At 59.7% G+C, this 23,195-nt stretch carries 21 protein-coding genes; 14 read left to right on the top strand and 7 right to left on the bottom strand.

Annotation, left to right across the window (positions count from 1 at the left end; translation table 11 throughout):
• Window positions 1-6 precede the first annotated feature (6 nt).
• From RHEC894_RS27070 to RHEC894_RS27035, 7 genes are all read left to right on the top strand, one after another.
• Window positions 7-489, top strand: coding sequence for a DUF2147 domain-containing protein (locus RHEC894_RS27070; protein ID WP_245339575.1), 483 nt, complete (start codon window positions 7-9; stop codon window positions 487-489).
• Between the two features lie 22 nt (window positions 490-511).
• Complete coding sequence (locus tag RHEC894_RS27065; RefSeq protein WP_085739808.1) at window positions 512-1,336, top strand: DUF1365 domain-containing protein; 825 nt, start codon at window positions 512-514, stop codon at window positions 1,334-1,336.
• 184 nt (window positions 1,337-1,520) lie between these two features.
• Window positions 1,521-1,676, top strand: coding sequence for a class I SAM-dependent methyltransferase (locus tag RHEC894_RS27060; protein WP_245339582.1), 156 nt, complete (start codon window positions 1,521-1,523; stop codon window positions 1,674-1,676).
• A gap of 567 nt (window positions 1,677-2,243) precedes the next feature.
• Window positions 2,244-3,413 carry an ABC-three component system protein gene (locus RHEC894_RS27050; RefSeq protein WP_125460999.1) on the top strand — a complete coding sequence of 390 codons (1,170 nt, stop codon included), beginning with the start codon at window positions 2,244-2,246 and terminating at the stop codon, window positions 3,411-3,413.
• Complete coding sequence (locus tag RHEC894_RS27045) at window positions 3,413-3,745, top strand: three component ABC system middle component (protein ID WP_010069418.1); 333 nt, start codon at window positions 3,413-3,415, stop codon at window positions 3,743-3,745. The genes RHEC894_RS27050 and RHEC894_RS27045 overlap by 1 nt, the downstream gene beginning before the upstream one ends.
• 160 nt (window positions 3,746-3,905) lie before the next feature.
• Complete coding sequence (locus RHEC894_RS27040) at window positions 3,906-5,906, top strand: DUF3732 domain-containing protein (RefSeq protein WP_010069419.1); 2,001 nt, start codon at window positions 3,906-3,908, stop codon at window positions 5,904-5,906.
• 245 nt (window positions 5,907-6,151) lie between these two features.
• Window positions 6,152-6,976 carry a DUF4274 domain-containing protein gene (locus RHEC894_RS27035; protein ID WP_085739806.1) on the top strand — a complete coding sequence of 275 codons (825 nt, stop codon included), beginning with the start codon at window positions 6,152-6,154 and terminating at the stop codon, window positions 6,974-6,976.
• Window positions 6,977-7,062: 86 nt separating this feature from the next.
• On the opposite strand, the gene RHEC894_RS27030 is transcribed toward RHEC894_RS27035, so the two are convergent.
• The 6 genes from RHEC894_RS27030 to RHEC894_RS27005 all read right to left on the bottom strand — a co-directional run bounded on the left by RHEC894_RS27030 (window position 7,063) and on the right by RHEC894_RS27005 (window position 16,162).
• Window positions 7,063-8,433: an alpha-glucosidase/alpha-galactosidase gene (locus RHEC894_RS27030; RefSeq protein ID WP_085739805.1), complete on the bottom strand. Its 1,371-nt coding sequence runs from the start codon at window positions 8,431-8,433 to the stop codon at window positions 7,063-7,065.
• A gap of 22 nt (window positions 8,434-8,455) precedes the next feature.
• Window positions 8,456-10,123 carry an ABC transporter ATP-binding protein gene (locus RHEC894_RS27025; protein ID WP_085740129.1) on the bottom strand — a complete coding sequence of 556 codons (1,668 nt, stop codon included), beginning with the start codon at window positions 10,121-10,123 and terminating at the stop codon, window positions 8,456-8,458.
• 10 nt (window positions 10,124-10,133) lie between these two features.
• The gene (locus RHEC894_RS27020; RefSeq protein WP_085739804.1) at window positions 10,134-11,270 is read right to left on the bottom strand and encodes an ABC transporter permease; all 1,137 of its coding nucleotides are present in this window, start codon (window positions 11,268-11,270) and stop codon (window positions 10,134-10,136) included.
• A 1-nt stretch (window position 11,271) separates the two neighbouring features.
• Complete coding sequence (locus RHEC894_RS27015) at window positions 11,272-12,279, bottom strand: ABC transporter permease (protein ID WP_085740130.1); 1,008 nt, start codon at window positions 12,277-12,279, stop codon at window positions 11,272-11,274.
• Window positions 12,280-12,480: 201 nt separating this feature from the next.
• Window positions 12,481-14,568 carry an ABC transporter substrate-binding protein gene (locus tag RHEC894_RS27010; protein WP_085739803.1) on the bottom strand — a complete coding sequence of 696 codons (2,088 nt, stop codon included), beginning with the start codon at window positions 14,566-14,568 and terminating at the stop codon, window positions 12,481-12,483.
• A 127-nt stretch (window positions 14,569-14,695) separates the two neighbouring features.
• Window positions 14,696-16,162, bottom strand: a complete 1,467-nt coding sequence (locus RHEC894_RS27005) for an alpha-glucosidase/alpha-galactosidase (protein ID WP_085740128.1) — start codon at window positions 16,160-16,162, stop codon at window positions 14,696-14,698.
• Between the two features lie 245 nt (window positions 16,163-16,407).
• Here RHEC894_RS27005 and RHEC894_RS27000 point away from each other — a divergent pair, with 245 nt between their 5' ends.
• A complete protein-coding gene (locus RHEC894_RS27000; RefSeq protein ID WP_085739802.1) occupies window positions 16,408-17,250 on the top strand; it encodes an AraC family transcriptional regulator in 843 nt (280 codons plus the stop codon).
• A gap of 14 nt (window positions 17,251-17,264) precedes the next feature.
• Here the strand turns inward: RHEC894_RS27000 and RHEC894_RS26995 are convergent, their stop codons facing one another.
• The gene (locus RHEC894_RS26995) at window positions 17,265-18,326 is read right to left on the bottom strand and encodes a class I SAM-dependent methyltransferase (protein WP_085739801.1); all 1,062 of its coding nucleotides are present in this window, start codon (window positions 18,324-18,326) and stop codon (window positions 17,265-17,267) included.
• A 233-nt stretch (window positions 18,327-18,559) separates the two neighbouring features.
• Here RHEC894_RS26995 and RHEC894_RS26990 point away from each other — a divergent pair, with 233 nt between their 5' ends.
• The 6 genes from RHEC894_RS26990 to RHEC894_RS26965 all read left to right on the top strand — a co-directional run bounded on the left by RHEC894_RS26990 (window position 18,560) and on the right by RHEC894_RS26965 (window position 23,171).
• Window positions 18,560-18,880, top strand: a complete 321-nt coding sequence (locus RHEC894_RS26990; RefSeq protein ID WP_085740127.1) for a helix-turn-helix transcriptional regulator — start codon at window positions 18,560-18,562, stop codon at window positions 18,878-18,880.
• The gene (locus tag RHEC894_RS26985) at window positions 18,881-19,141 is read left to right on the top strand and encodes a hypothetical protein (protein ID WP_010066184.1); all 261 of its coding nucleotides are present in this window, start codon (window positions 18,881-18,883) and stop codon (window positions 19,139-19,141) included.
• 9 nt (window positions 19,142-19,150) lie between these two features.
• Window positions 19,151-19,390: a hypothetical protein gene (locus RHEC894_RS26980; protein ID WP_085739800.1), complete on the top strand. Its 240-nt coding sequence runs from the start codon at window positions 19,151-19,153 to the stop codon at window positions 19,388-19,390.
• A 307-nt stretch (window positions 19,391-19,697) separates the two neighbouring features.
• On the top strand, window positions 19,698-22,259 hold the full coding sequence (locus RHEC894_RS26975; RefSeq protein ID WP_085739799.1) for an FAD-dependent oxidoreductase: 2,562 nt from the start codon (window positions 19,698-19,700) through the stop codon (window positions 22,257-22,259).
• Window positions 22,260-22,452: 193 nt separating this feature from the next.
• Window positions 22,453-22,836, top strand: a complete 384-nt coding sequence (locus RHEC894_RS26970) for a type II toxin-antitoxin system RelE/ParE family toxin (RefSeq protein ID WP_085739798.1) — start codon at window positions 22,453-22,455, stop codon at window positions 22,834-22,836.
• Window positions 22,833-23,171: a helix-turn-helix transcriptional regulator gene (locus RHEC894_RS26965; protein ID WP_085739797.1), complete on the top strand. Its 339-nt coding sequence runs from the start codon at window positions 22,833-22,835 to the stop codon at window positions 23,169-23,171. The genes RHEC894_RS26970 and RHEC894_RS26965 overlap by 4 nt, the downstream gene beginning before the upstream one ends.
• Window positions 23,172-23,195 lie beyond the last annotated feature (24 nt).

Genomic DNA, 23,195 nt, shown 5'->3' with positions numbered 1-23,195 from the left:
TCCACGATGCTCTCGACATTCTCTACGACGGCACCGTCTCGCCGGATCATTTCAGTGAACCAATTGGCCGGCCTGTGCGTATTGCAGAAAAGCAAGGAGGACGGACCGATGAGGATAGCGGTTCTGATTGCATGTACAGCCGCGATATCGAACGCCGCCGCGTCTCAGCCGCAGCAAGCGGTCGATCCGAGCGGGATCTGGCTGCGTGACGACGGAAACGCACGGGTGCGCATCGCGCCCTGCGGCACCAACATCTGCGCGACCAATCTGTGGATCGGCGATACCAGCAAGGGCGAAGAAGCCGGCGATCGCCTGGTCATGTCACTTCAGCCGAAATCGCCAGACACACTGGCAGGCACTGCTTATGACGCAAAACGCGACCGTACCTATTCGATCACCGTTCAGGTCCTGGAAAAATCACTTGTCACCCGTGGCTGCATTCTGGGTGGCCTTTTGTGCAAGAACGTCCATTGGCAGCCTGCCCAATAAGGGTCTCGGCAAGGGGTAAGACATGAGGGCAGATCGTATCACCACCATGGCCAGCAACGGCCCCCCGCCCGCGGCACCTGGCACACTCTACTGCGGCAGGGTCATGCACCAGCGGCTCCAGCCCTTCGGCCACCGCTTCAACTACAGCGTCTTCTCGTTGCTGGTTGATATCGACGGCCTGGACGCACTTGCGGAACTCTCCCGTCTACTCTCGGTCAACCGCCCCGGAATCCTTTCCTTCCATGAGTGCGATCATGTTGAAGAGAGCGGCGAGACGCTGCGCCAGTTCGCCGACCGGCTGCTATCGCTTGCCGGGCTCGAGGGGCCGGCCGCGCGCATTCTCCTGCTCGCCTTCCCGCGGATGTTCGGCTATGCCTTCAATCCGCTCTCGACCTACTTCGCCTATGACAGGGAAGACCGGCTGATTGCGATAATCTATGCCGTGCGCAATACCTTCGGCGAACGGCACAGCTACGTGGCACCGGTCCTTCCGGGGGAGGAAAGTCCCGCCGGAATCCGCCAGATGCGGACGAAGATATTTCACGTTTCGCCCTTCATGGACATGGGGCTGCGCTACCATTTCCGGATCCTGCCGCCTGGCAAGACCGTGCGCCTGCGCATTCATGAGACCGCCGGCAAGGAACCAATGCTTGCCGCCACCTTGAACGCGGATGCCGCACCACTGACCGACGCCAACCTCGCGCGCTACCTGCTACGTTTCCCCTTCATGACGCTCAAGGTGTTGGCCGGCATCCACTGGGAGGCGCTCAAGCTCTGGCTGAAGGGCGCGCGCTTCCGCACCAGCCCACCCCCGCCCGAAACAGCAAGCTACCGTGCCGCCGCCTGACCTCATTGAGCGGGCAGAGTTCCAGGCACCCAGGCTCGCGCACTGTGACAACCATTGAATTTTTTCGGGAAGATACAATGGCAGCCCTGACGGGAATGTTTGGCGGCATGCTGCCGACAAAAACATCATCGAGGGACAGGCAGCGCGCGCAGGTCTTCCATTGGCGCATTCCGAATATTTCGGCATGGATTATGCGCGCACGCTTCTCGAATGGCGAAGGCGATTTCTCGCTGCCCGGCCCAACATCAAGGCAATGGGCTACTCCGACCAGTTTTTCCGTCTATGGGACTATTACCCGTGTTACTGCGCGGCAGGCTTCAAGGCAAAAACCATTGTCTAAAACCGCAATTCGCTGAATTGCCCCGAAATATATACGGCATCATTGAACAGTGCCTTCGCAGAGATCCGGCAACTAGGCCGACGGCTGATGAGCAGGTTAAACTCTGTAAAGAGCTTTGCTATTCAGTCAAAGAGCGACGGATAGGCGTTGCTGGCATATGCCTTACCCTACAAACGGCTTTATCGGCTCACCCGGGAAACAGGATGTATTCTTCCACAACGACTCCGTCCCAGTCGGCCGCGTTTGGTGATCGCGTTTGAATCACTACATTTTCCGGGGTACCTAGAGAGCGCGCATTTCCGGTTATTCCTTTGAAGGCAATCAGACCGTCAAGGCGAGCCAGAAGCGTAAATATGCTTTTCTGACTTGTCTCAAACGGAAAGGTTGAGCGTCCCGCGCTGAAATGGTTTTACACCCGTAGGATCGTCAGCCAAATGGGTATTTGCAAGCATAATGGAGTTTTTGTTGTGAACAGCTGGCAAAATCGTACGAAGAATAACACAAATCTTTGAACTCAAGCTGGCTTTTGGTCATACTACCTAAGCGCTAAGTTGTGCTGGGGGGAAGGTGGAAGCAGGGCAGAAAAAAGATCATACAGCGGGTCCACAGGCATCAGGCTACATCCTGCAGCTCGAGCGAGCCCTGTACCATCTCAGTCGTGCCAACCATGACGTAACGGTGGCGGTTGAATATTACGACGATATTACTCAAATCAAAGCCGGCGTTCCGATCGTCCAAGAGCAAGATAAAAACAGCGTCCGCGTGGATGCAGATTTGCTCGGCGATCGAAGTAAAGCCATTTGGCGAACGCTTCAAATATGGTTGCAACAACATCGATCTACAGGAACGTTCTGCGAACGGTATCTAATTGTTACGAACACGCCTGTGACTGCGGGTGTCGCATTAATGCTCAAGACAATGCGAGACTCCGCTGGCTCCTCGGTAGAGAGCATTGTCGTGGCCTTGCGAACTATAGGAAAGCAGCGATCTAAGGCTAAGATTGTCGAAACGATGAGGGATGTGTTGTCGGCGGACGACAAAATCCTTGGCCAACTCATTAGTCGCATTGAGGTGGTTGACGGCTTTGTGCTTTCACTTGCGCACGACGAGATCGCGAATGGCTTCGCACTTCACCCAGGTCTGGAGCAGCAGCAGGTTCTCGATTTCCTGTTGGGGTGGCTGACTCGAGTTCTTAAAGAGTCATGGGATGCCAGTCTCCCTGGCATGATTTCGCGACAGGCATGCATTCGACAATGTCGAGAAATCGAAACCTCACTGGCACGACAAAGGTTTCTGCCCCGAGCCGCCCGAGACGTAGAGATCGCAGCAAGCGACCGTGACCGAGCTCTAGCTCGGCCATTCGCAGAACATCTGCGCCGGATTGAAGCGGACGACGACGATCTCCTGCAAGCTGTGGAACACTTCATACAGTTCAATGTCGAAAAGCATAGACTTAGCGCAGATGGAGACGTTGCCGATCGCGAATGGCAGGATCGAGGTGGTCGCTTAATTGCCCGCTGGCGCAACATAATGCGAAATGAAAAACGTGTGCATCGGGATCGTCAGCCAGCGGAAGTGGGGCAACGAGTGCTTTCCGAAACAACATACTTTCACTGCGAGCCACTCGGCGGCCAACACTGCAGCGAATTGTATATGACCTCTGGCCACTACCACCGACTTGCCGATGACGATGAGGTTTGGTGGCATCCAAACTTTCGGACCGCCGGAGAAAAATAATGCGCGCTAATCACGAAGAGCTGGTACTTCGAAACCCTATGCTCGGGGCCTGCATATTTTGGCAGTTTGCAAAAACCTTCGCCGAATACGGCGAGGATGACGCTCCGACGCTTCCCCTTTTCTTTGTCGTGTCCGCAATGGTGTTCCACAAGCCCACCGTTGATAAAGCTTATCGGATGAACTTCGAGAGCGGTATTCTCAAGGCTGTGTCGGAGAAGCCGGATATAATTGCAGGCTTACAGTCCCGGATGGAGGATTTCTCCGGATCGACCTTACTTGCACTGCAAGTTGCGAATAGCGCTGACCTCTTGTCTCGCGAGACGCTTAAGTGACTTCCCGCCTTCAGGGCAAATGTAGGCGAGTTGCCTAAGTCGCTTCGGAAGTCCGAAAGCCCTGTAACCGAGATGCTCGCCGCTTCCAAACGGCTAGGAGCCTGGTTTGCTACAGAGTCACTCCTAACCATCCAGCGCCACCTTATGATCGAGTTTTGAGATGAAGCTGTTTATCAAGCAGGTAATCATTTGGCCGATGGACCCAAAGCATGAGCCGCGCGTCGTGACGTTTGATACTGAGAAAATCAGTGTTGTGAGCGGGTGGAGCTCCACTGGTAAGTCTTCGATAATATCGATTATTGATTACGTTCTTGGTGGTAAACATTGCACGATCCCGGTCGGAGAAATCAGAGATCACGCGTCATGGTACGGTCTGCTCATCGAAACGAATGCCGGCCTCATGAGGATTGCTCGTAAGAAACCGGATGGGCGGCAAGTCGACAACTCTTACTGGATCCAAGAAGGGCCGGAAGCTGAAAGTCCCCTCCCCATTCTGCCAGTAGCAACAACGAACGCGGATCGCTTTCGCGCGATGATGGACGCGCTCTCTGGTCTGTCTGACCTCCGACTTGATCCTGAACAGTCTCGCGGCTTCAACGAGCGCGCTTCATTCAGGGACATGGCGGCATTCAATTTTCTTCCACAACACATCGTAGCTAACCCGTACACGTTGTTCTTTAAAGCGGACTCCAGTGAACACCGCGAGAAGCTTCGAAACGTCCTTCCCTTAGCTTTAGGGGTTGTCACCAACGCCGATATCGAACGGTTCCATCGAATGCAAATGTTGCGGGAGGAACTGCGCAAGCAGGAGGCGGACCTGCGTACTCGTCGTACCGGTATCGAAAACTGGCGGGCCAACGCAACCGGAGCATTCTTCCGCGCGCAAGAGCTAAGCCTTTTGCCAGCCGGGGACCCGCCGGCCGATTTGAGAGAGATCGTCGAAATACTTAAAAGGGTGGTGGGCAATGCTGGCGCTATCGTCCCTGCATCCGGCCGTGTTTCTGCATCCGTCGAGAGGTTGGAAGAAATTCGGAGCCAAGAAAAGGCGCTCGATGCAACAATCTCATCCCAACGTCGCCGGCTTCGTCGACTAAAGAGCTTGAGGCGATCGGTTTCTGACTACACTGCCGTTCTGGAGGACCAACAGGCTCGGGTGAAGGGGGCCGGTTGGTTCCTCGAACACGTCTCCTCAAGCGAGTGTGTTTTATGTGGTTCTCAGACGCATGAAGCTCGCACCCATCTCCAACAATTGGCCGTGCCGATAAGGGAACTTACCGAGCTGTCGGCTGGGACGGCGTCCACGACCCCAATGGTCGATAGCGAAATAATCGGAATCCAAAAAAGCCTGCTCGCCGATGAGCGAAGCATGCTTCAGCTTCGAAGAACCCGCGAAGCTTTCGAAGCCACCCTTGAGGCCGAACAAGGACACGCACAAAGCCTTGAGGGAGTGTACCGGTTTCTTGGCAACACCGAACAAGCTTTGAAAATCTTGGGTGACGTTGAAGGTGAAGAGGGGCTAGTAAAGAAGATTGCGGATCTAGAAAAAGAACTCGAGGATCTCCGGAAGCAATCGGACGAGAAGTCGCGAAGGGAGAAAGAGGCCTCTGTTCGAGCTGCGATCTCGGATTACATTGTTCGTTTCGTCAGGGCGTTGGCCGTAACCGGGGCAACCGGCACGCCGCTTCTCGATGAGAAAGAACTCAACGTAAAGTTCGTACGAGATGGAGCCAACCGGCCTGATTTTTTATGGGAGATCGGAAGCGGTGAGAATTGGATGGCTTACCACTTAGCAGCCCTGCTTGGCCTCCACGGTATCTTCTTGAGACGAAAAGGTGACAACCCAGTCCCTACTTTCTTGATTATCGATCAACCGAGCCAAGTGTACTTCCCAAGTGACACCTTTGAACAGGTCGTGGAAGGGAGACCGGATGTTAGCGCTGCTTCCCAGCGCCGCCCCCGCCGCCACCTCGATGATCTTGAAAGTACGCGGCGTATCTTCAGCGCGCTTGCACGAGCGCAACAAAGCTTCAAGGGTCGACTGCAGATTATAGTTTTGGACCACGCCGACGAAAAGGCTTGGGGGCAACATCACAATGTCTTTGAAGCAGGAAACTGGCGGGGTGATGAAGATTTCCTAATACCGATTGCGTGGTTGACCTAGTCCAATCGTCTCATCTCGCCACTTGCAAAGCGCCACCCCCAAAAAGCCCCCGCAGTCTTTGCCACACCGTGGGCCTCCTCGATGCCCAACCCGTAAGAAAAGACGTCCAGCCGGGCTTCCAAAATTCCTTCGGCAAGCGCACCGCACGGTATATTCCCTATTTGAGCAGGCCGACCATTCAAGCCGCTCATTGCTGAGAGTTGCTTTGAAGGGTAGTAGGCGATTGACCATTCCGAGGGAGAGCGATGGACGGCAAATTTGAAAGCTATGATGCCGAACAACGGGCCATGATCGATTGGTTGACCGGCCGGTCTCCCGATGCTCGCCATGCCATTGCAGAAGATCTGAACTTCGACTTCGCCGAAGATGTGTTCGAGTGGATCCTGACGCAGCCGGACTGCGATCTGGCAACGGCCGCAAGCTACTTTTGGCGCGCGGGGCCTTTAGAGCGCCTCGAACATCCCGACACCTTCGAAGAAGACAATTTGACGCTCAAGAGGCTGGTAGACCGCGTCAATGCGGGCTTTTACAGCCGGTCGGAAATTTACTATGGGGGCCAAGAGCTGTGGGAAGGCGAAGATGTGTGCAGCTGGACAGTTGCAGAAGCCGAAGGCCTGAGAGAGTTCGCCCGCGCCCATGGGGCCTCCAATCTTCCCTGGACTTTACCTGAGGCGCTGGTTCCGCCGTTCGGGCACCGCGCGGCTCGCATCTCAGATGAAGAAGATCCCCTCAAATCAGAAGAACTCCGAAAGCTCTTTGCCGGGCTCGGGACAGGTTCCGAACTAATTCCAGCAAGCCTGAAGGCAGATCAGCCTCCGAAAGGTATGCCGCAGCCGGCGCAGCAACTCACCGTCGGAAAAAGAATTGCGCGGTTGAGCAATTCGGCTTTCAGGCCGCTGTACCTTTATCTCGCATTCGTTGCGGCGGGATGGGGACTGATCTACGTCTTTGACGCTCCCAGGCTCGCTTATCCGGTGATGATCATATGTTGCTTGCGCTTCGGGCGCATGACGTTCGGGATGGTGCGCTCTGGAATGAACCGGAAGGCTGAGAACCGAGCAGCCCGTTAATTGCAAAGCGCCCCATCCCACACGCAAAAGCCCCGCGGTCGTTGCCACACCGCGGGGCTCTTTGACGCCTGATCCGGGAGAGGGGATCAGGCGGCCTTGATTTTGCTGGATGTGCGAGCCCATTCCGGCAGCCAGTTGCCGTGGGTGGCGAGCAGGTCGTCGACCAGCGACCAGATCTGGTCGAGGTCGAGTTCGGCGGCCGTGTGCGGGTCCATCATCGCGGCGTGGTAGATGTGCTCGCGATTTTCGGTCATCAGCGCCTGCACCGTCAGTTCCTGGACGTTGATGTTGGTGCGCATCAGCGCCGTCAGCTGCGGCGGCAGGTCGCCGATGAAGGTCGGTTGGATGCCGGAGGCGTCGACCAGGCAGGGCACTTCGGCGGCGCAATTTTCCGGCAGCGAGGTGATGCAGCCGTTGTTACGGACATTGCCGTAAATGACGGAGGGTTCGCCGGTCCAGACCGAATTGATGATCGACGAGGCGTATTCCTTCGACGGCGTGACCTCGATCTTGTCGGCGCTGCGATAGGCTTCGGCCTGGCCCTTCCAGCGCTCGATCTGCTCGATGCAGCGTTTCGGATATTCATCGAGCGGGATGCCGAATTTCTCGATCAGGTCCTCGCGGCCCTCCTTGATGAAATAGGGCGTGTATTCGGCGAAATGCTCCGAGCTTTCGGTGACGAAATAGCCGAGCCGCGTCAGCATCTCGTAGCGCACCTTGTTGGGGCAGCGCGGGTTCCAGCCGGGCTTCGGCGCCCTGCCCTCGCGGTAGCCGCGCACCAGATCCGGATAGAGGTTGCGGTAGGAACCGTCGGCCTGGCGATGCTCGAATTTGAGATAGAAGGCCATGTGGTTGATGCCGGCCGCACGGTAGCGGATTTCCTCGTAGGGAATGTCGAGGTCGTGCGCCAGTTCCATTGCCGTGCCCTGCACCGAGTGGCAGAGGCCGACCTGGCGAATGGTCGGGTATTTCTCCGCGATCGCCCAGGTGTTGATTGCCATCGGGTTGACATATTGCAGCATGATCGCCTCGGGGCAGACGGCGAGCATGTCCTCGCAGACCTTCCAGAGATGCGGCACGGTGCGAAGCCCGCGCATGATGCCGCCGACGCCGAGCGTATCGGCGATCGTCTGGCGCAGGCCGTATTTCTTCGGCACCTCGAAATCGGTGACCGTGCAGGGCTCGTAGCCGCCGATCTGGAAGGCGACGACGACGAAATCAGCGCCGGCAAGCGCCTTGCGCTGGTCGGAATAGGTTTCGGCCTTCGCCGCCACACCGAGCGTCGAGATCAGCTTGTTGACGACGATGGCGCTTTCTTCCAGCCGCTGCGGATTGAGATCCATCAGGGCGATCGTCGCCCCTGAGAGGGCCGGACGCTGCAAGACGTCGCCGATGATGTTCTTCATGAAGACGGTGGAGCCTGCTCCGATGAAGGTGATTTTGGGATTTCCTGCCATTATAGCCTCCGGCATTCGATAATCATGCTACCTCGAAAGCGGCCCTGACGAGCCGTTCGGTGTAGGCGGTCTTGGGATGGGTGAGAACTTCGTTGACGGGCCCCTCTTCGACGATCTTGCCATGCTGCATGACGATGACACGATGGCAAAGCGCCCGGACGACCTTGAGGTCGTGGGAGATGAAGAGGTAGCTCAAGCCCCGCTCGTCCTGCAGCTTGCGCAGGAGTTCGATGATCTGCGCCTGGACGGACAAGTCGAGCGCGGATGTCGGCTCGTCGAGTAGGATGAATTCCGGCTCCAGCGCGATGGCGCGGGCAATGGCGATGCGCTGGCGCTGGCCGCCGGAAAATTCATGCGGGAAGCGCGAGAGGATATTGCCGGGCATGCCGGCGGCAACAAGCGCCTCGCTCACCCGGTCCTGGCGCTCGGCCCTCGTGGCGCCGAGCCTGTTGACGACGAGGCCCTCCTCGATGATCTGGCCGACCGTCATGCGCGGGTTGAGCGATGAGAACGGGTCCTGGAACACCACCTGCATGCGGGCGCGCAAGGGCCGCATCTCGGCTCTGGAAAGCCCGTGGATCGGCTGATGGTCGAAATGGATCTCGCCGGCTTGGGGGCTGTTCAGCCGCAGGATCGCCTGGCCGAAAGTGGTCTTGCCGGAACCGGATTCGCCGACGATGCCGAGCGTCTCGTGACGGCGCAGCGTCAGGTCGAGGCTGTCGACGGCGACCAGTTCGCGCATCGCCGGCTTCAGGAAGGTGCCGTGGCGCAGCATGAAGGCGACGCGCACGCCCTTGGCATCGAGAATGACGTCCGATCCCTCCGGCAGCGGATTGGCTTGCCCGCGCGGTTCGGAGCCGAGCAGGTGCCTTGTATAGGCGTGCTGCGGATTGGCGAAGAGCGCTTCGGTGGTGTTGTGCTCGCGCACCTCGCCGTGCTGCATCACGTAGACGTAGTCGGAGAACTGCCGCACCACCGTCAGGTCGTGGGTAATGAGGATGACGGCCATCCCCATTTCCTTCTGCAGGTTGCGGATCAGGTTGAGGATCTGCGCCTGCACGGTGACGTCGAGCGCCGTCGTCGGCTCGTCGGCGATCAGCACGTCGGGATCGTTGGCAAGCGCCATGGCGATCATCACGCGCTGGCGCTGGCCGCCGGAAAGCTGATGCGGATATTGCTTCAGCCGCGCGGCGGGATCGGGGATCTGCACATGTTCGAGCAGTTCCAGCGCCCGCTTTTCCGCATCGCGTTTGCTGATCCGGCGATGCACGCGGATCGCCTCGACGATCTGGCTGCCGATCGTATAGATCGGGTTCAGCGAGCTCATCGGCTCCTGGAAGATCATCGAGATGCGGTCGCCGCGCAGCTTGCGGCGCGCCCGCTCGGAGAATTTCAGGATGTTGCTGCCGTCGTAGGAAACGGTCGATTTGTCGGAGACGACGGCGCGCTTCGACAAGAGCCCCATCACCGTTCGCGCCGTTACCGATTTGCCGGAGCCGGATTCGCCGACGATCGCGATCGTTTCGCCGCGATAGAGCTGGAAGGAGACATCCTTGACGGCTTCGACCATGCCGTTCTCGACCTTGAAATTCACCGCGACGTTGCGGGCGTCGATCACAGGCGTGTCCGAGCGGCCGTCGTGGTCGTGACGGACGGGCGGGGCGAAGGAGTTGACCAGTGCAAGAGCCATATCGATCACCTCAATAAGGATCGACTGCATCGCGCAGTCCATCGCCCAGCGCATTGAAGGCGAAGACGGTGACGAGCACGAAGCCGACGGGGGAAAGAATCCAGGGATAGGAGCCGATGACCGAATAGGTCGCGGTATCCTGCAGCATCAGCCCCCAGGAAATCAGCGGCGGCTTGACGGCAAAGCCGAGGAAGCCGAGGAAGGATTCCAAGAGCACGACGCTCGGTATGGCGAGCGTCACCGCGACGATGACGTGGCTCATCACATTCGGGAAGATATGCTGCAGGATGATGCGGGTGTCGGTGGCGCCGACCGCCATCGCCGCCCTCACATAATCGATGCGGGCGAGCGCCAGGGTCTTGCCGCGCACCTCGCGCGACATCTGCGCCCAACCGAGCGCCGACATCACGCCGATGACGAAAGCGAGGAAGACGTTGGTCGGCGCCGTCACCGGGATCAGCGAGGTCAGCGCCAGATAGAGCGGCAGCTGCGGGAAGGCGAGCACCAGTTCGACGAAGCGCTGCAGCCAGACATCGAAGCTGCCGCCGAAATAACCCGAAACCATGCCGACCGTCGTACCGATGACGGTGACGATGGTGACCACGGTCAGCGCAATCATCAGCGAGATGCGCGAGCCGATGATGGCGCGCGACAGCACGTCACGGCCGAACTTGTCGGTGCCGAGGAAATGCACCGGCTGGCCGTCGGTCGAGCCGAAGAAATGCCGGCTGGCCGGGATCAGGCCGAAAAGTCGGTATTCGGCGCCCTTGACGAAGAAGCCGAGCAGGCGCGGATTGTCGTAATCGACGCCGACGATCGGCTGGAAGGTGACGGGGTCGAGCTCCTCGGAATCCGACAGCGCATAGACGCGCGGCTGGAAGACGAAATTGCCGTCCTTGTCGTGGAAGCTCATCACCTGCGGCGGCGCGAAGCCGACATCGGTGGCCTTCGGATCCATCGGTGCGAAGAAATCGGCAAAGACCGCCATGAAGAGCAGCAGCCCGACCAGCACCAGCCCGGCCATGCCGGTCCAGGAGCGCCGCAGCCGGCGCCAGACGAGCGCCAGATAGCTCTCGCCGCCGTGCGAAGGCTTCTTGACCGCGGGTTCGGTTGTCGGCGGGGTGTCGGAAGAATCGAAAGCAAGCATGTCAGGCTCCTCCGAACTGGCGGACGCGCGGATCGAGCAAGGCGAGCAGCATGTCGGCGATGATATTGCCGACGATCAGCGTCGCCGACAGCACCATCATGAAGGTGGCGGTGACATAGACGTCGCCGACCGCCATCGAGCCGACGATGGCCGGGCCGACGGTCGGCAGGGCGAAGATGATCGCCGTTTCGATCTCGCCGGTCAGCATGTAGGGCAGCACGACGCCCTGATACATCACCAGCGGATGCAGCGCGTTCGGCACCGCATGGCGCATCACCACCGCGCCGCCGGAAAGCCCCTTGGCCTTGGCCGTCTCGACATATTGGGCATTCAGCGTATCGAGCAGATTGCCGCGCATCACGCGCATATTGTAGGCGAGCCCGCCGAAGGTGGCGATCGCCACCACAGGCCAGACATGGTGGACGAGATCGACGAATTTCGCCCAGGACCAGGGCGCCCCGCCATATTGCGGCGAGAAGAAGCTGCCGATCTCGGACACGTTGAACTGGAAGACCAGGAGGTAGACGATGATCAGCGCCATCAGGAAGCGCGGCACCGTCATGCCGAGGAAGGAAATTCCCGAAAGCAGGCTGTCGATCCAGCTGTATTGCCGCGTCGCCGCCCAGATGCCGAAGCCGATGCCGAGCACCGAGGCGAAGATGTGGCAGACGAGCGCCAGGAGCAGCGTGCGCGGCAGCCGCTCGGCGACCACATCGGCCACCGGCTTGTTGTAGAACATGCTGTAGCCGAAATCGCCGCGCGTCACGATGCCGCCGATCCAGTTGACGTACTGGACGACCAGCGGCTTGTCGAGGCCGTGTTCGGCCCGGTAGGCCTGCGCCTGCGCTTCGGCCTGGGCGTAGGAAGCGCCACCCTGGTTGATCAGCTGTGATCTTATATAATCGGCATAATCGCCGGGCGGTGCCTGGATGATCGCGAAAGTCACCACGCTCAGAATGAAGAGAACGGGGATCGCGGAGGCTATGCGCACGAGCAGGAATCGCAACATCGAACGGTTCGCTTCGCTTTGCCGCCAGTCGCTCCTTGTCGGCGCGGCCGGCTCGTTGGTCATATCAGGCCGCGCGCCACGCGCGGCCTGAAACTCACTTCAGCTGGGAGGGAACTCTCCAGCGCCGCATCACCTGCGGCGCGCTTTAGCTCTTTGCCCTGATGACAAGCATCAGTGATCGGGCATCAGTTGATCGGGCCTTTAGTTGATCGGACCCTTGTCGCCGGGCTTGCCGGGCAGCTGTTCGGGGAACAGTTCATACTTGCCCTGCTTGTCGGCGGCCACCCACAGGCGTTCGCGGATGATCGAGTCTTCAGCCCAGTTGAACATGAAGATCGGCGTCCCCTGCGGCACGTTGGAGAAGCGCTTGTTGATGATCAGCGCGCCCGGATATTCCGTCAGGCCGACGGTGTTGACGTGCTCGGTCGAGATCTTCTGATACTGTTTCATCAAATCGACGCGCTCGTCGTTGCTCTGGCTGGTGGTGAACTTGTTGACGACGTCGACAAGCTCCTGTTCGAACGGCATCAGATCGAGCTTGTCGTCCTTGCCGGCACGATGGTTCCAGCTGGTGCGCGGACCGACCGGGGCGAGCTGCTCGGTATTCTGCACCACCGACGAGAGTTCCGTGGTGTTGCGCTGGATCAGCCAGTCGAAGCGGCCGGAATAATGGGCTTCGTCACGCTTCGCCCCGTCGAGCCCATTGATGATAACCTTCAGCCCGAGCTTTTCCATCTGGCCGACGACACCTTCGCCGAGGCTCTTGTCGGTCGTATAGTCGTTGTTGACGAGCAGAACGATTTCGACATTCTTGCCGCCGGCCGTACCGGCCGGGAAGTTCACGATGCCGTCGCCATCCGTATCCTTGAGGCCGGCCTTGGCAAGTTCGGCCTTGGCGCCCTTGAGATCGAAGGGATAGTAGACGGTCGAGTTGCGGTCGTAGAAGCTGGTGCCGGAGGAAAGCCCGCCCGGATAGATCGCGGTGAACGGCCCCTTGACCAGCGAGTCGCCGATCGCCTTGCGGTCGAGCGCCATGGTGACGGCCTTGCGGAAGTCCTCGTTGCGGTTCAGATCGCGGATCGCCTGGCCGCGCTCGTCCGGGTTGCCCCAGCCATTGGCGGAGAAGTTCATCCGCAGATTATAGCCGATCAGGCGCGGTCCGAAGGCAAGCCGGGCGGGCGCGGTCTTTTCCGCGGCGCGCTTCAGCGAGGCGACGAAATTTTCCGGCTGCTCGAGATTGGAGATGTCGGCCGATCCTGCCACCGCCTGCACGTCGCGGTCGGCCCAGGTCGACAGCTTGTAGTGCAGCTCGTTGAGATAAGGCAGCTGATTGCCCTTCTCGTCGACCTTCCAGTAATAGGGGTTGCGGCGCAGCACGATGATGTCGTCGGAGCGATATTCCACCGGCACCCAGGCGCCCATCACAGGCATGTTCATGTATTCCGGCGGGAAGGCGTTCTTGAACTGGTCGTAGGTGTTCTTCGAATATTTCGGATGCTGGGGTTTGAGGATATGCGACGGACCCGGGCAGAAATTCGGGTAGGACATCGTGTAGAGATATTGCTTCGGGAAGGCCTCCTTGAAGGTCCACTCGACGGTGTAGTCGTCGATCTTCTTCAGCGTCGTGCCGACGCCGAAAGCCTCAGGCGAGGCGCCGCCGCCGAGCGGCGACACGTTCGGATCGACGACTTCGTCGTCCCAGTAGAACATGATGTCGTCGGCGTTGAACGGCGCACCATCAGACCATTTTGCGCCTTCGACCAGGTGCATGGTCAGCTTGTGGCCGTCGGCGGACCAATCCCAGCTCTTGGCCAGATTCGGTAGCGGCTCGGTATCCTTGGCTTCCACCTGGAACAGCGGCGCGGTGCGCGTCAGGCATTCGGAAAGGCCGATATCGATGCCGCCCCAACCCTGCGTCTGGCCGGCGCCGTAGTTCCAGCCTTCCGGCCGGCCGCCGATGACATGGCGCATCGTATCGCCGTAGACGCCGGTGCCGTCGGGCATATTGCCCGTCTTGAAGACCAGCGGCTCCTTCGGCAGGCGGTCCTTGACCGCCGGCAGCTTGCCGGTGGCGACGAAACTCTTCGTGACCCAGTCGGGCTCGTGATATTCGGGCAGCGCCTTGAACTCCAGGATGGAGTCGCGCGCCACATATTTGATCTTGCCTTCGGCCGGAAAGTCCGCCGGCGCCGGCGGAACGGTGGCTTCGGAAGCATAGGCATTCAGCGCCAGCACCGAGACGCCGAGCGCCAAGCCGGCCAGAATGCCTGTTTTGCGGATATTCATCATCGTTCTCCCTCTTGTTCCGGAGCGCGGGTGATCACACGGGCTCCTTTTTCCTCGCACGATGTGATGGCGGGCCTGATGTCATGGATTTTCCTCCCGGAAACCCATGACGACCCATCCGTCACGAAATTCAGACGGCCTGTTTGAGCGCCGCCTTTTCGGCGCGCAGTTCCTCGATCGAGCGGACGGTGCGGCGCGCAGCCCCCGCCCAGTCGCGGGTCTGCACCTTCGATTTCGACAACCGCTCCTTGGCGGCCGGCACGGCATCGGCATATTGCGGCAGCCAGCGCGCCTGGGCAACGACCATCTCGTCGACCATCTGCCAGACCTCCTCGGGCGTCGAGACGGCGCCGACAAGCGGATCGTGCAGCACGGCAAGCTTCAACAGGTCGATATCGCCTGAGATCGCGGCATGCACCGACATGCGCTGGACGTTGATCGAGGCAATGCAGGTCGCCGCACAGGCTTCCGGCAGGGTGACGCCGGAGACCATGTTGATGCCGAAGCGATCGACGAAGCCGGGCGATTCGATGATCGCATCGGACGGCAGGTTGGTGATGACGCCATTGTTCTTGACGTTGAAATGACCGCGATAGACCCGGTTGGTCTCCAGCGCCTCGAGGATGTGGCTGGCATGTTCGTTCGAGCGCCTGGCCGGGTCGATCGGCTTCGAAGCGGATTCCAGGAATTGCGGAAATTCGGTCTCGAACCAGTTGCGCGTTTCGGTGGAGTGGCGGAGATAACCGCCGGTCTCGCCGTGGATCCAGTCGGACATGTCGATCCAGCGGGTGATTTCCTCCGGCCGCTTGCGATACCAGGGCAGGTATTCCGAGAGATGGCCGTTGCTTTCGGTGGAATAGACGCCGAACCGCTTCAGCACGTCGATGCGCAGTTTTTCCTGCTGCGAATAGACCGGATGCGCCTCGAAGGCGGCGATCAGCTCGTCCTTGCCGATCCTGCGGCCGTTGAGGCGCAGGTCGATGAACCAGGTCTGGTGATTGATGCCGGAGCAGATGTAATCGAGCTCACCCAGCGACTTGGCGCCGAGCACCTCGGCGATCTGTTCTGCGCCGTGCTGGACGCCATGGCAGAGGCCGACGGTGTCGACCTTGCCGTATTCGATCGCCGCCCAGGTGTTCATCGCCATCGGGTTGGCATAGTTGAGGAACTTGGCGCCGGGCTCGGCGACCTCCCTGATATCCTTGCAGAAGTCGAGGATGACGGGGATGTTGCGCTGGCCGTAGAGAATGCCACCGGCGCAGATCGTATCGCCGACACACTGGTCGATGCCGTATTTCAGCGGAATTCTAATGTCGTCGGCATAGGCTTCGAGGCCGCCGACCCTGACGCAGCTGATGATGTAACGGGCGCCTGCGAGCGCCTCTCGGCGATTGGTCGTCGCCGTCACCTTGGTCGGCAGCCCGTTGGCCTCGACGATACGGTCGAGGATCGCCTTGATCATTTCGAGATTATGCTCGCTGAGATCGGTCAGCGCGAATTCGACGTCGCGGAACTCCGGCACGCACAAGATGTCGGTGAACAGCTTCTTGGTGAAACCGACGCTGCCCGCACCGATGATAGCGATTTTGAAACTCATGATCTTCACCTCGACCCAATGGAATGCTAGAGAAAAGATTGATATGGAGGAACAGGCCGCATGCCGGCGCATGGGGTTGAAAAAGCCGTAAAACTGCCTGTTTTCCTCCCGGCCGCTCGATCGGCCGTGGTTCTCTTCTGTGTTGTCGAGCGGGATTATGCCCGAAATCGGCGGGCCGACCAGAGAAGGATTATGCTTTCAGGGGTAATTTTGTGCTGCAGGATTTAATCGCCAACGGACAGTCGATGAGAACGGTTTCGCTGCCCCGCGGCCGGCAGCGGCTGCATGCCATGCCGACCAGCACCGGCTATGAAGTGCGCGAGAACGAAACCTATGACTGGGACGGCAGAAGGCGTGGCCAGACGCCCTTCACCGTGCTGCAGCACACGATCAGCGGCTCGGGCCGGCTGCGCTACCAGAACCGCAACTATCGCCTTCAGGGCGGGGACACGCTGCTGGTGCTCGTCCCGCACAATCACCGCTACTGGCTGGAGAAGGGCGAGCGCTGGGAATATTTCTGGATCTCGATGAATGGCGAGGAAACGCTGCGCATCCACCAGCTGGTGCTGTCGACCGCCGGTCCGGTGCTGAAGCTGCAGCGCTCGACCATCGATCATCTCGCCGATTGCAGCCTGCGCCTCGTCAAGGGCGCGACGTCGCCGGGAGCAGCCTCGGCGGTTGCCTATGAGGCGGCGATGGCGCTCTACGACGACGTCTTCGGCTCTTCGGCCTTTGCCGCCGAAGCGAGCCTGATGCAGCCGGTGATCGACCATATCAATGCCAATCTCGAAAAACCGCTGCCGGTCAGTGAGCTTGCCGGCATCGTCGGCCTCAGCCGCGCGCATTTCTCACGCAGCTTTGCCGAGAGCGAGGGCGTGCCGCCGGCCGAATTCGTGCTGCAGCAGCGCCTGCAGCGCGCCGTTAAGCTTCTGACCAAGGCCGACTTCCTGCCGGTCAAGGAAGTGGCCATCATGTGCGGCTTCGAGGACGCCAACTATTTCTCAAAAGTCTTCCGCCGCGTTTACGGCACCAACCCGACGGAATTCCGCACGACCGGCATGTATGCCAGCATCGGCAAGCTGAAATAGTTTCCCCGGCTTCTTCAGGCCCGAACCTCGAACACCATGTTGAACGGGGTTTCCGTGGCGCGGCGGAAATGCTTGAAGCCGGCGTCGAGCGCGACCTTGCGGAGCTTCATTTCCCCCGCCTGGGCGCCGAGCCCGAGCCCGACTTCCTGGGAGAGCGATGCCGGCGTGCAGATCATCGTCGAGGCGCCGTAATAGACGCGTCCCACCGGATTGAGATTGTCCTTCAAATGGTCGTGGGCGAAGGGCTCGACGATCAGCCAGGTGCCGTTCGGGGCAAGCGTTTCCCTGACATGCCGACCGGCGCCGACCGGATCGCCCATGTCGTGCAGGCAGTCGAACATGGCGACCATATCATAGCCGCGCCCGGGAAATTCCGCCGCCTTGCCCTGCTCGAAGGTGACACGGTCGGCAACGCCGGCTTCTTTGGCGGCAGCCTTTGCTCTTTCGATCGAGGGCCCGTGATAATCGAAGCCGGTAAAATGCGAGGCGGGATAGGCCTGCGCCATCAGGATGGTCGACGCGCCGTGGCCGCAGCCGACATCGGCGACGCTGGCGCCAGCCTTGAGCTTTTCGTCCATGCCGGCCAGTGCCGGAATCCATTCGTTGACCAGATGGCTGTTATAACCCGGGCGGAAGAACCGCTCGGTGCCGCGGAAGAGGCAGGTGCTGTGCTCATGCCAGCCGAGCCCCTTGCCGGTGCGGAAGGCTTCAGCGATCTTCGGCTCGTCCATCCACATGGACTGCACCACCTCGAAGGCGCCGACGAAGAAGGCCGGGCTGTTTTCCTCGGCAAAGACCATGGCCTGTTCCGCCGTCAGGCTGAAACGATCGGTTTTTTCATCGTAAACGACATAGTCGGCGGCCGCCTGGGCACTCAGCCATTCCCTGAGGTAACGCTCCTTCACCCCCGTTTTCGCGGCAAGCTGCTCGACGGTCAACGGCGTGCCGTCGGCCATCGCCTTGAACAGCCCCACCTTGTCGCCAAGCACGACCAAGGCACCGGACATGGCGGCGCCGACATCGCCGACGAGACGACCGACCAGCGCATCGAGTTTCTGCATATCTGGCTCACGCATTGTTACCTCCCGGCGTGACAAAGGCGATTAGATTAGGCCTTGATAATATTCCGTCAATCAACCTCCCCATCGCCCAATCAGGGTAGATCAGCAGGCCCTATTCCGCTCCGGCAAGACACGCGCTTGCCTTCTTCTCCGGCGGTCACATCTTTCATAGTGCTGATCGAGAGCAGGCCGTGAATTCCGGAGCGACGGCGATGCTCCATCCCTTTCTTCGACATCAGGTGGTTATTTTGTCCCTATCTCCAGCTCAGTGCCGGGCCGCGCGTGCTCTCGTCGGATGGTCCGAAGACGACTTGTCTTCAGCCGCGAAAATCGCCAAAAAGACGATTGCCGATTTCGAGGCCGGGACGCTTTCCCCGTCTGCGCGAATCCTGCAGGATGTGAAACGTAGCTTGGAGGATGCGGGCGTGCTTTTCATTCCGGAGAATGGTGGCGGCGCCGGCGTTCGCCTTGCGAAAGGCGCGAATGCCTCGATCGACACGAACGAAACCGAGACGGTTCAATACGAAGAACATCTCAAAAACGACGCCCCTCCCGGCGCTGGCGGCTGAATGGCAAAGAAACAAAAGCTTGAGCACTCCGAACTGGCGGGGGAATTTTCCGATGACGGGATTACCGTGCTCGTCGATATCTTCCGCACCTCCGGCAGCAACGAAGACTGGACGATGGAAGTCGTCACGCAAGCCGAGGATCTGATCCGCTGGGACGAACCCTTTGCCACCGACCGGGAAGCCTTCGACGAATTCCTGGCCGTGGTGGCGCGCGACGGCATTCGCTCCTTTCTCGAAGACGAAGAACCGTCCGTGCATTGAGGACCATTCGTGAAAAGCATCAACGATCTCATCGCCTCGGCGAAAACCGTCTGCGACCGATACCGGGCCGGGCGGATGGAACGCGAAACCGTGCGCGAATGGGTCCTCGGCCTTGGCGCCTATCCGGCGCCGCACGGAGATCGTGTGCGCGAAGCAGCCGAATGGTTCCGCCTGCACAATCGCGAGCCTGTTTCGGAAGAGATCGTGCTGGCGGACATCGACCGGCTCAAGGCGATTTCTGCGCCGTGAACCCGGCCGTGCGAGCGCACAGGCGCGAGCGGTTTGTCCATGCCGTCGTCGCCGATCAGCGCCTGGCCGTTCGATCCGGGCTGACGCAATTACGCCGTTACTCGACGGCGTAGGACCAATGACGATTGTGAGCCTTATGCATAATAGCCTCTTCGCAGCTTCCATGCTGAGAGGTCTAGGGGTTCCGCAGCTTCGGCAAATGTGACAAACCCTTACGAGGCTGACATGGCGCTGCATCTGACGCGCATAGCGGAAGTCACGCGCGGCCAGGCATCTTTAATTCGTCGATAAGTAAAAGGAACAGCACGTGGCAGCATTTCCGGAAAAGGCAAAGGTCGTCATCATCGGCCTCGGCGGCATCGTCGGCGCCTCCATCGCGCATCATCTCGTCGAGCGCGGATGGGACGATATTGTCGGTATCGACAAGTCGGGCATACCGACCGATATCGGCTCGACAGCCCATGCCTCGGACTTCTGTTACACCACGAGCCACGACTACCTCTCGGTCTGGACCACGCAATATTCGATCGATTTCTACGAGAAGATGGGCCATTACGCCCGCATCGGCGGTCTCGAAGTGGCGCGCACCGGCGACGATGCCTGGATGGAGGAAATCAAGCGCAAGCTTTCCTCGGCCCGCGCCTTCGGCACCCGCGCCCATTATGTCAGCCCTGCCGAGATCAAGGAGAAGTTCCCGCTGATCGAGGAAGATCAGGTGATGGGCGGCCTTTTCGATCCGGATGCCGGCCTCGTCATTCCGCGCTCGCAGACCGTTGCCGGCAAGCTGGTCGATGCCGCCGAAAAGGCCGGCAAGCTGCAGGTCTTCGGCAACACGCCGGCAAAATCGCTGATCGTCGAAGGCGGCCGCATCAAGGGCGTCGTCACCCATCGCGGCACCATCATGGCCGACCATGTCATCGTCTGCGCCGGCCTCTGGGGCCGACTGATCGCGGAAATGGTCGGCGAAGACCTGCCTGTCATGCCGGTCGACCACCCGCTCACCTTCTTCGGTCCCTATAATGAGTTCGAAGGCACCGGCAAGGAGATCGGCTTCCCGCTGCTGCGCGACCAGGGCAACTCCGCCTATATGCGCGATACCGGCGACCCGTCGACGACCGAGGGCGGCCAGATCGAGTGGGGCTATTACGAAGCCACCAATCCGCGCATGTGCCATCCGCGCGATCTTCTCGAAAAACACGAAGCGCGCCTTTCGCCCTCGCAGCGCGACCTCGAGATGGAACAGATCATCGAACCGCTCGAGCGCGCCATGGAACTGACGCCGATCCTCGGCGAACTCGGTTATAACGAAGGTCACTCCTTCAACGGCCTGCTGCAGGTTTCCGCCGGCGGCGGCGCATCCTGCGGCGAGAGCCAGAAGGTCAGGGGTCTCTGGTATTGCGTCGCCATCTGGGTCAAGGACGGCCCGGGCTACGGCAAGCTGATCGCCGACTGGATGACCGACGGCCGGACCGAAATCGATCACAACAGCATCGATTATGCCCGCTTCTATCCGCATCAGCTGACGGAAGAATTCATCGAGGGCCGCTGCTTCGAAGCTGCCCAGAAGATCTATTTCCCGGCCGTTCACACCCGCGAACCCTATGCCTCCGGCCGCAACGTCAAGCGCTCGCCGTTCTACGAGCGCGAAAAGGAACTCGGCGGCTACTTCATGGAGCTTGGCGGCTGGGAGCGTGCGCACGGCTACGCCGCCAACGAGCACCTTCTGGAGAAATACGCCGACCGCGTTCCGGTGCGCGAGAACGAATGGGACAGCCGCCATTTCTGGCGCGTCTCGAATGCCGAGCATCTGGCGATGAGCGAGGATTGCGGTATCGTCAATCTCAGCCACTTCCACATGGTCGATATCGAAGGGCCCGACCATGTCGAGCTGATGGAATGGCTGTGCGCCGCCAAGGTCGGCGGCGATGCCAACATCGGCAAGGGCGTTTACACCCACTTCCTCGACGACGAGGGCATGGTGCGCGCCGACTTCACCGTCTTCCGCATGGCCGACCGCTGCCGCCTCGTCAACGGCGCCGATGCCGGCCCGCGCGACCTGCACTATATGAAGCGCGTCGCCCAAGACCGCGGCCTTGACGTGACCGTCACCGACGTCTCGGAAAAATTCGTGACGATCGGCATCTGGGGGCCGAACGCGCGCGACACGCTGAAGAAGGTCGTGGCCGATCCGGCCGGGCTCGATCAGGAAAACTTCGCCTTTGCGGCGATCAAGCCGATCGAAATATCAGGCAAATCAGTCACCGCTTTCCGCATCTCCTATGTCGGCGAGCAAGGCTGGGAACTGCACATGAAGTACGAAGACGGCCTCGCCGTCTGGGATGCGCTGCGCTCGACCGGTGTGATGGCCTTCGGCGTCGAGACCTATGCAAACTCGCGCCGCATGGAAAAGAGCCTGCGCCTGCAGAACGCCGACCTCCTGACCCAGTACAACCTGATCGAAGCCGATCTCGCCCGTCCGAAGGTCAAGGAAGCCGATTTCCGCGGCAAGGAAAAGCATCTGGAATACAAGGCGCGCGAACACCAGCCCGCCATGCTCTGCACGCTTGTGGTGACCGAGAATACCGACAAATCGGGCGTCAAGCGTTATCCCCTCGGCAACCTGCCGGTTGTCGATCCCGCCACGGGAGAAGTCCTGGTCGACGAGCTTGGCCGCCGGTCCTACACGACCTCGATCGCCTACGGCCCGACGGTCGGCAAGAACATTGCTCTGGCCTATCTGCCCTGGTCGCATTGCCAGGTCGGACGCAAACTCAATATCGAGTATTTTGCCGAGACCTATCCGGTGGAGGTTGTCGGCGTCGGCTACAAGCCGATCTACGACCCCGAAAACCTGAAGCCGCGCACTTAAGCGGTCTTTTGTGGCGCCGCAGGCATGCGGCGCCACAACATTGAGCCGCTTGGCGGAAAACAAAGAAAAATTTCCGAGTTGGTTTTCCTTAAATGAAAGCGGTGTCGAAGAGGCGACAGAGCTCCCACGCTTACTGTCCTGCCAGGGAATGCCAGCTTGACAAATTATGAGTCTTTACTCATAATTGCGACAGATGGAAAATCTGCCCCGCCCTACCCGACCGCTCCTTTGGATAGCGTCGAGCCGCAAAGATTATGCGGAGTTTCCGCCCAAAGTGCAGGAAGCTTTTGGCTTTGAGCTGTTTCTGGCACAGACGGGGCAACACCCTCCATCGGCAAAGATGCTCAAGGGACTCGGCAATGGTATAGTGGAGCTGGTCGAAGACCATGACAGCGATACCTACCGCGCCGTTTATACCGTCCGTTTTGATAGAGCCGTTTATGTGCTGCACTGCTTCAAGAAGAAGTCCAAGCGCGGCATCAGAACCCCTCAGAGCGATATCGAGCTGATCAAGCACCGTTTCCGCGACGCGGAAGCCCATTATGCAGCCAAACAAAATGAGGAGCGCAAGCGATGAAAACCGAACATGTCGAGGTTCATGCCGGCCACCCCAACATCTTTGCGGAGCTGGGGCTACCGGACGCCGAAAACCACTTCTTGAAAGCGCAGATTGTGGCGGCCCTGCACCGCCTCGTCAAAGAGCGCAAACTCAACCAGGCGAAGGCCGGAGCCCTTATGGGGATCACTCAACCGGAAGTGTCCCGCCTCTTCCGGGGGCATTTCCGGGAATACTCCGTTGAACGCCTCATGAGCTTCCTGACAGCTTTCAACCAGGACGTTGAAATTGTCGTAAGACCTCATGCCAAGGCCGGAGAAACCGGCCACATAACCTTCAACGCCGTCATGATTTAACGAGATCGCCCGCCAGTTGCACAG

Origin of the sequence: Rhizobium sp. CIAT894 (assembly GCF_000172795.2) — a bacterium.
Lineage (GTDB): Bacteria > Pseudomonadota > Alphaproteobacteria > Rhizobiales > Rhizobiaceae > Rhizobium.
The sequence above is the reverse complement of the archived record's forward strand: the minus strand, read 5'-3'. Positions and strand labels throughout refer to the sequence as shown.

Excerpts from the sequence above, each read along its gene's own strand:
- RHEC894_RS27070 (WP_245339575.1), top strand. The coding sequence starts at position 7 with ATGCTCTCGACATTCTCTACGACGGCACCGTCTCGCCGGATCATTTCA.
- RHEC894_RS27065 (WP_085739808.1), top strand. The coding sequence starts at position 512 with ATGAGGGCAGATCGTATCACCACCATGGCCAGCAACGGCCCCCCGCCC.
- RHEC894_RS27060 (WP_245339582.1), top strand. The coding sequence starts at position 1,521 with ATGGATTATGCGCGCACGCTTCTCGAATGGCGAAGGCGATTTCTCGCT.
- RHEC894_RS27045 (WP_010069418.1), top strand. The coding sequence starts at position 3,413 with ATGCGCGCTAATCACGAAGAGCTGGTACTTCGAAACCCTATGCTCGGG.
- RHEC894_RS27040 (WP_010069419.1), top strand. The coding sequence starts at position 3,906 with ATGAAGCTGTTTATCAAGCAGGTAATCATTTGGCCGATGGACCCAAAG.
- RHEC894_RS27035 (WP_085739806.1), top strand. The coding sequence starts at position 6,152 with ATGGACGGCAAATTTGAAAGCTATGATGCCGAACAACGGGCCATGATC.
- RHEC894_RS27030 (WP_085739805.1), bottom strand. The coding sequence starts at position 8,433 with ATGGCAGGAAATCCCAAAATCACCTTCATCGGAGCAGGCTCCACCGTC.
- RHEC894_RS27025 (WP_085740129.1), bottom strand. The coding sequence starts at position 10,123 with ATGGCTCTTGCACTGGTCAACTCCTTCGCCCCGCCCGTCCGTCACGAC.
- RHEC894_RS27020 (WP_085739804.1), bottom strand. The coding sequence starts at position 11,270 with ATGCTTGCTTTCGATTCTTCCGACACCCCGCCGACAACCGAACCCGCG.
- RHEC894_RS27015 (WP_085740130.1), bottom strand. The coding sequence starts at position 12,279 with ATGTTGCGATTCCTGCTCGTGCGCATAGCCTCCGCGATCCCCGTTCTC.
- RHEC894_RS27010 (WP_085739803.1), bottom strand. The coding sequence starts at position 14,568 with ATGATGAATATCCGCAAAACAGGCATTCTGGCCGGCTTGGCGCTCGGC.
- RHEC894_RS27005 (WP_085740128.1), bottom strand. The coding sequence starts at position 16,162 with ATGAGTTTCAAAATCGCTATCATCGGTGCGGGCAGCGTCGGTTTCACC.
- RHEC894_RS27000 (WP_085739802.1), top strand. The coding sequence starts at position 16,408 with ATGAGAACGGTTTCGCTGCCCCGCGGCCGGCAGCGGCTGCATGCCATG.
- RHEC894_RS26995 (WP_085739801.1), bottom strand. The coding sequence starts at position 18,326 with ATGCGTGAGCCAGATATGCAGAAACTCGATGCGCTGGTCGGTCGTCTC.
- RHEC894_RS26985 (WP_010066184.1), top strand. The coding sequence starts at position 18,881 with ATGGCAAAGAAACAAAAGCTTGAGCACTCCGAACTGGCGGGGGAATTT.
- RHEC894_RS26970 (WP_085739798.1), top strand. The coding sequence starts at position 22,453 with ATGGAAAATCTGCCCCGCCCTACCCGACCGCTCCTTTGGATAGCGTCG.
- RHEC894_RS26965 (WP_085739797.1), top strand. The coding sequence starts at position 22,833 with ATGAAAACCGAACATGTCGAGGTTCATGCCGGCCACCCCAACATCTTT.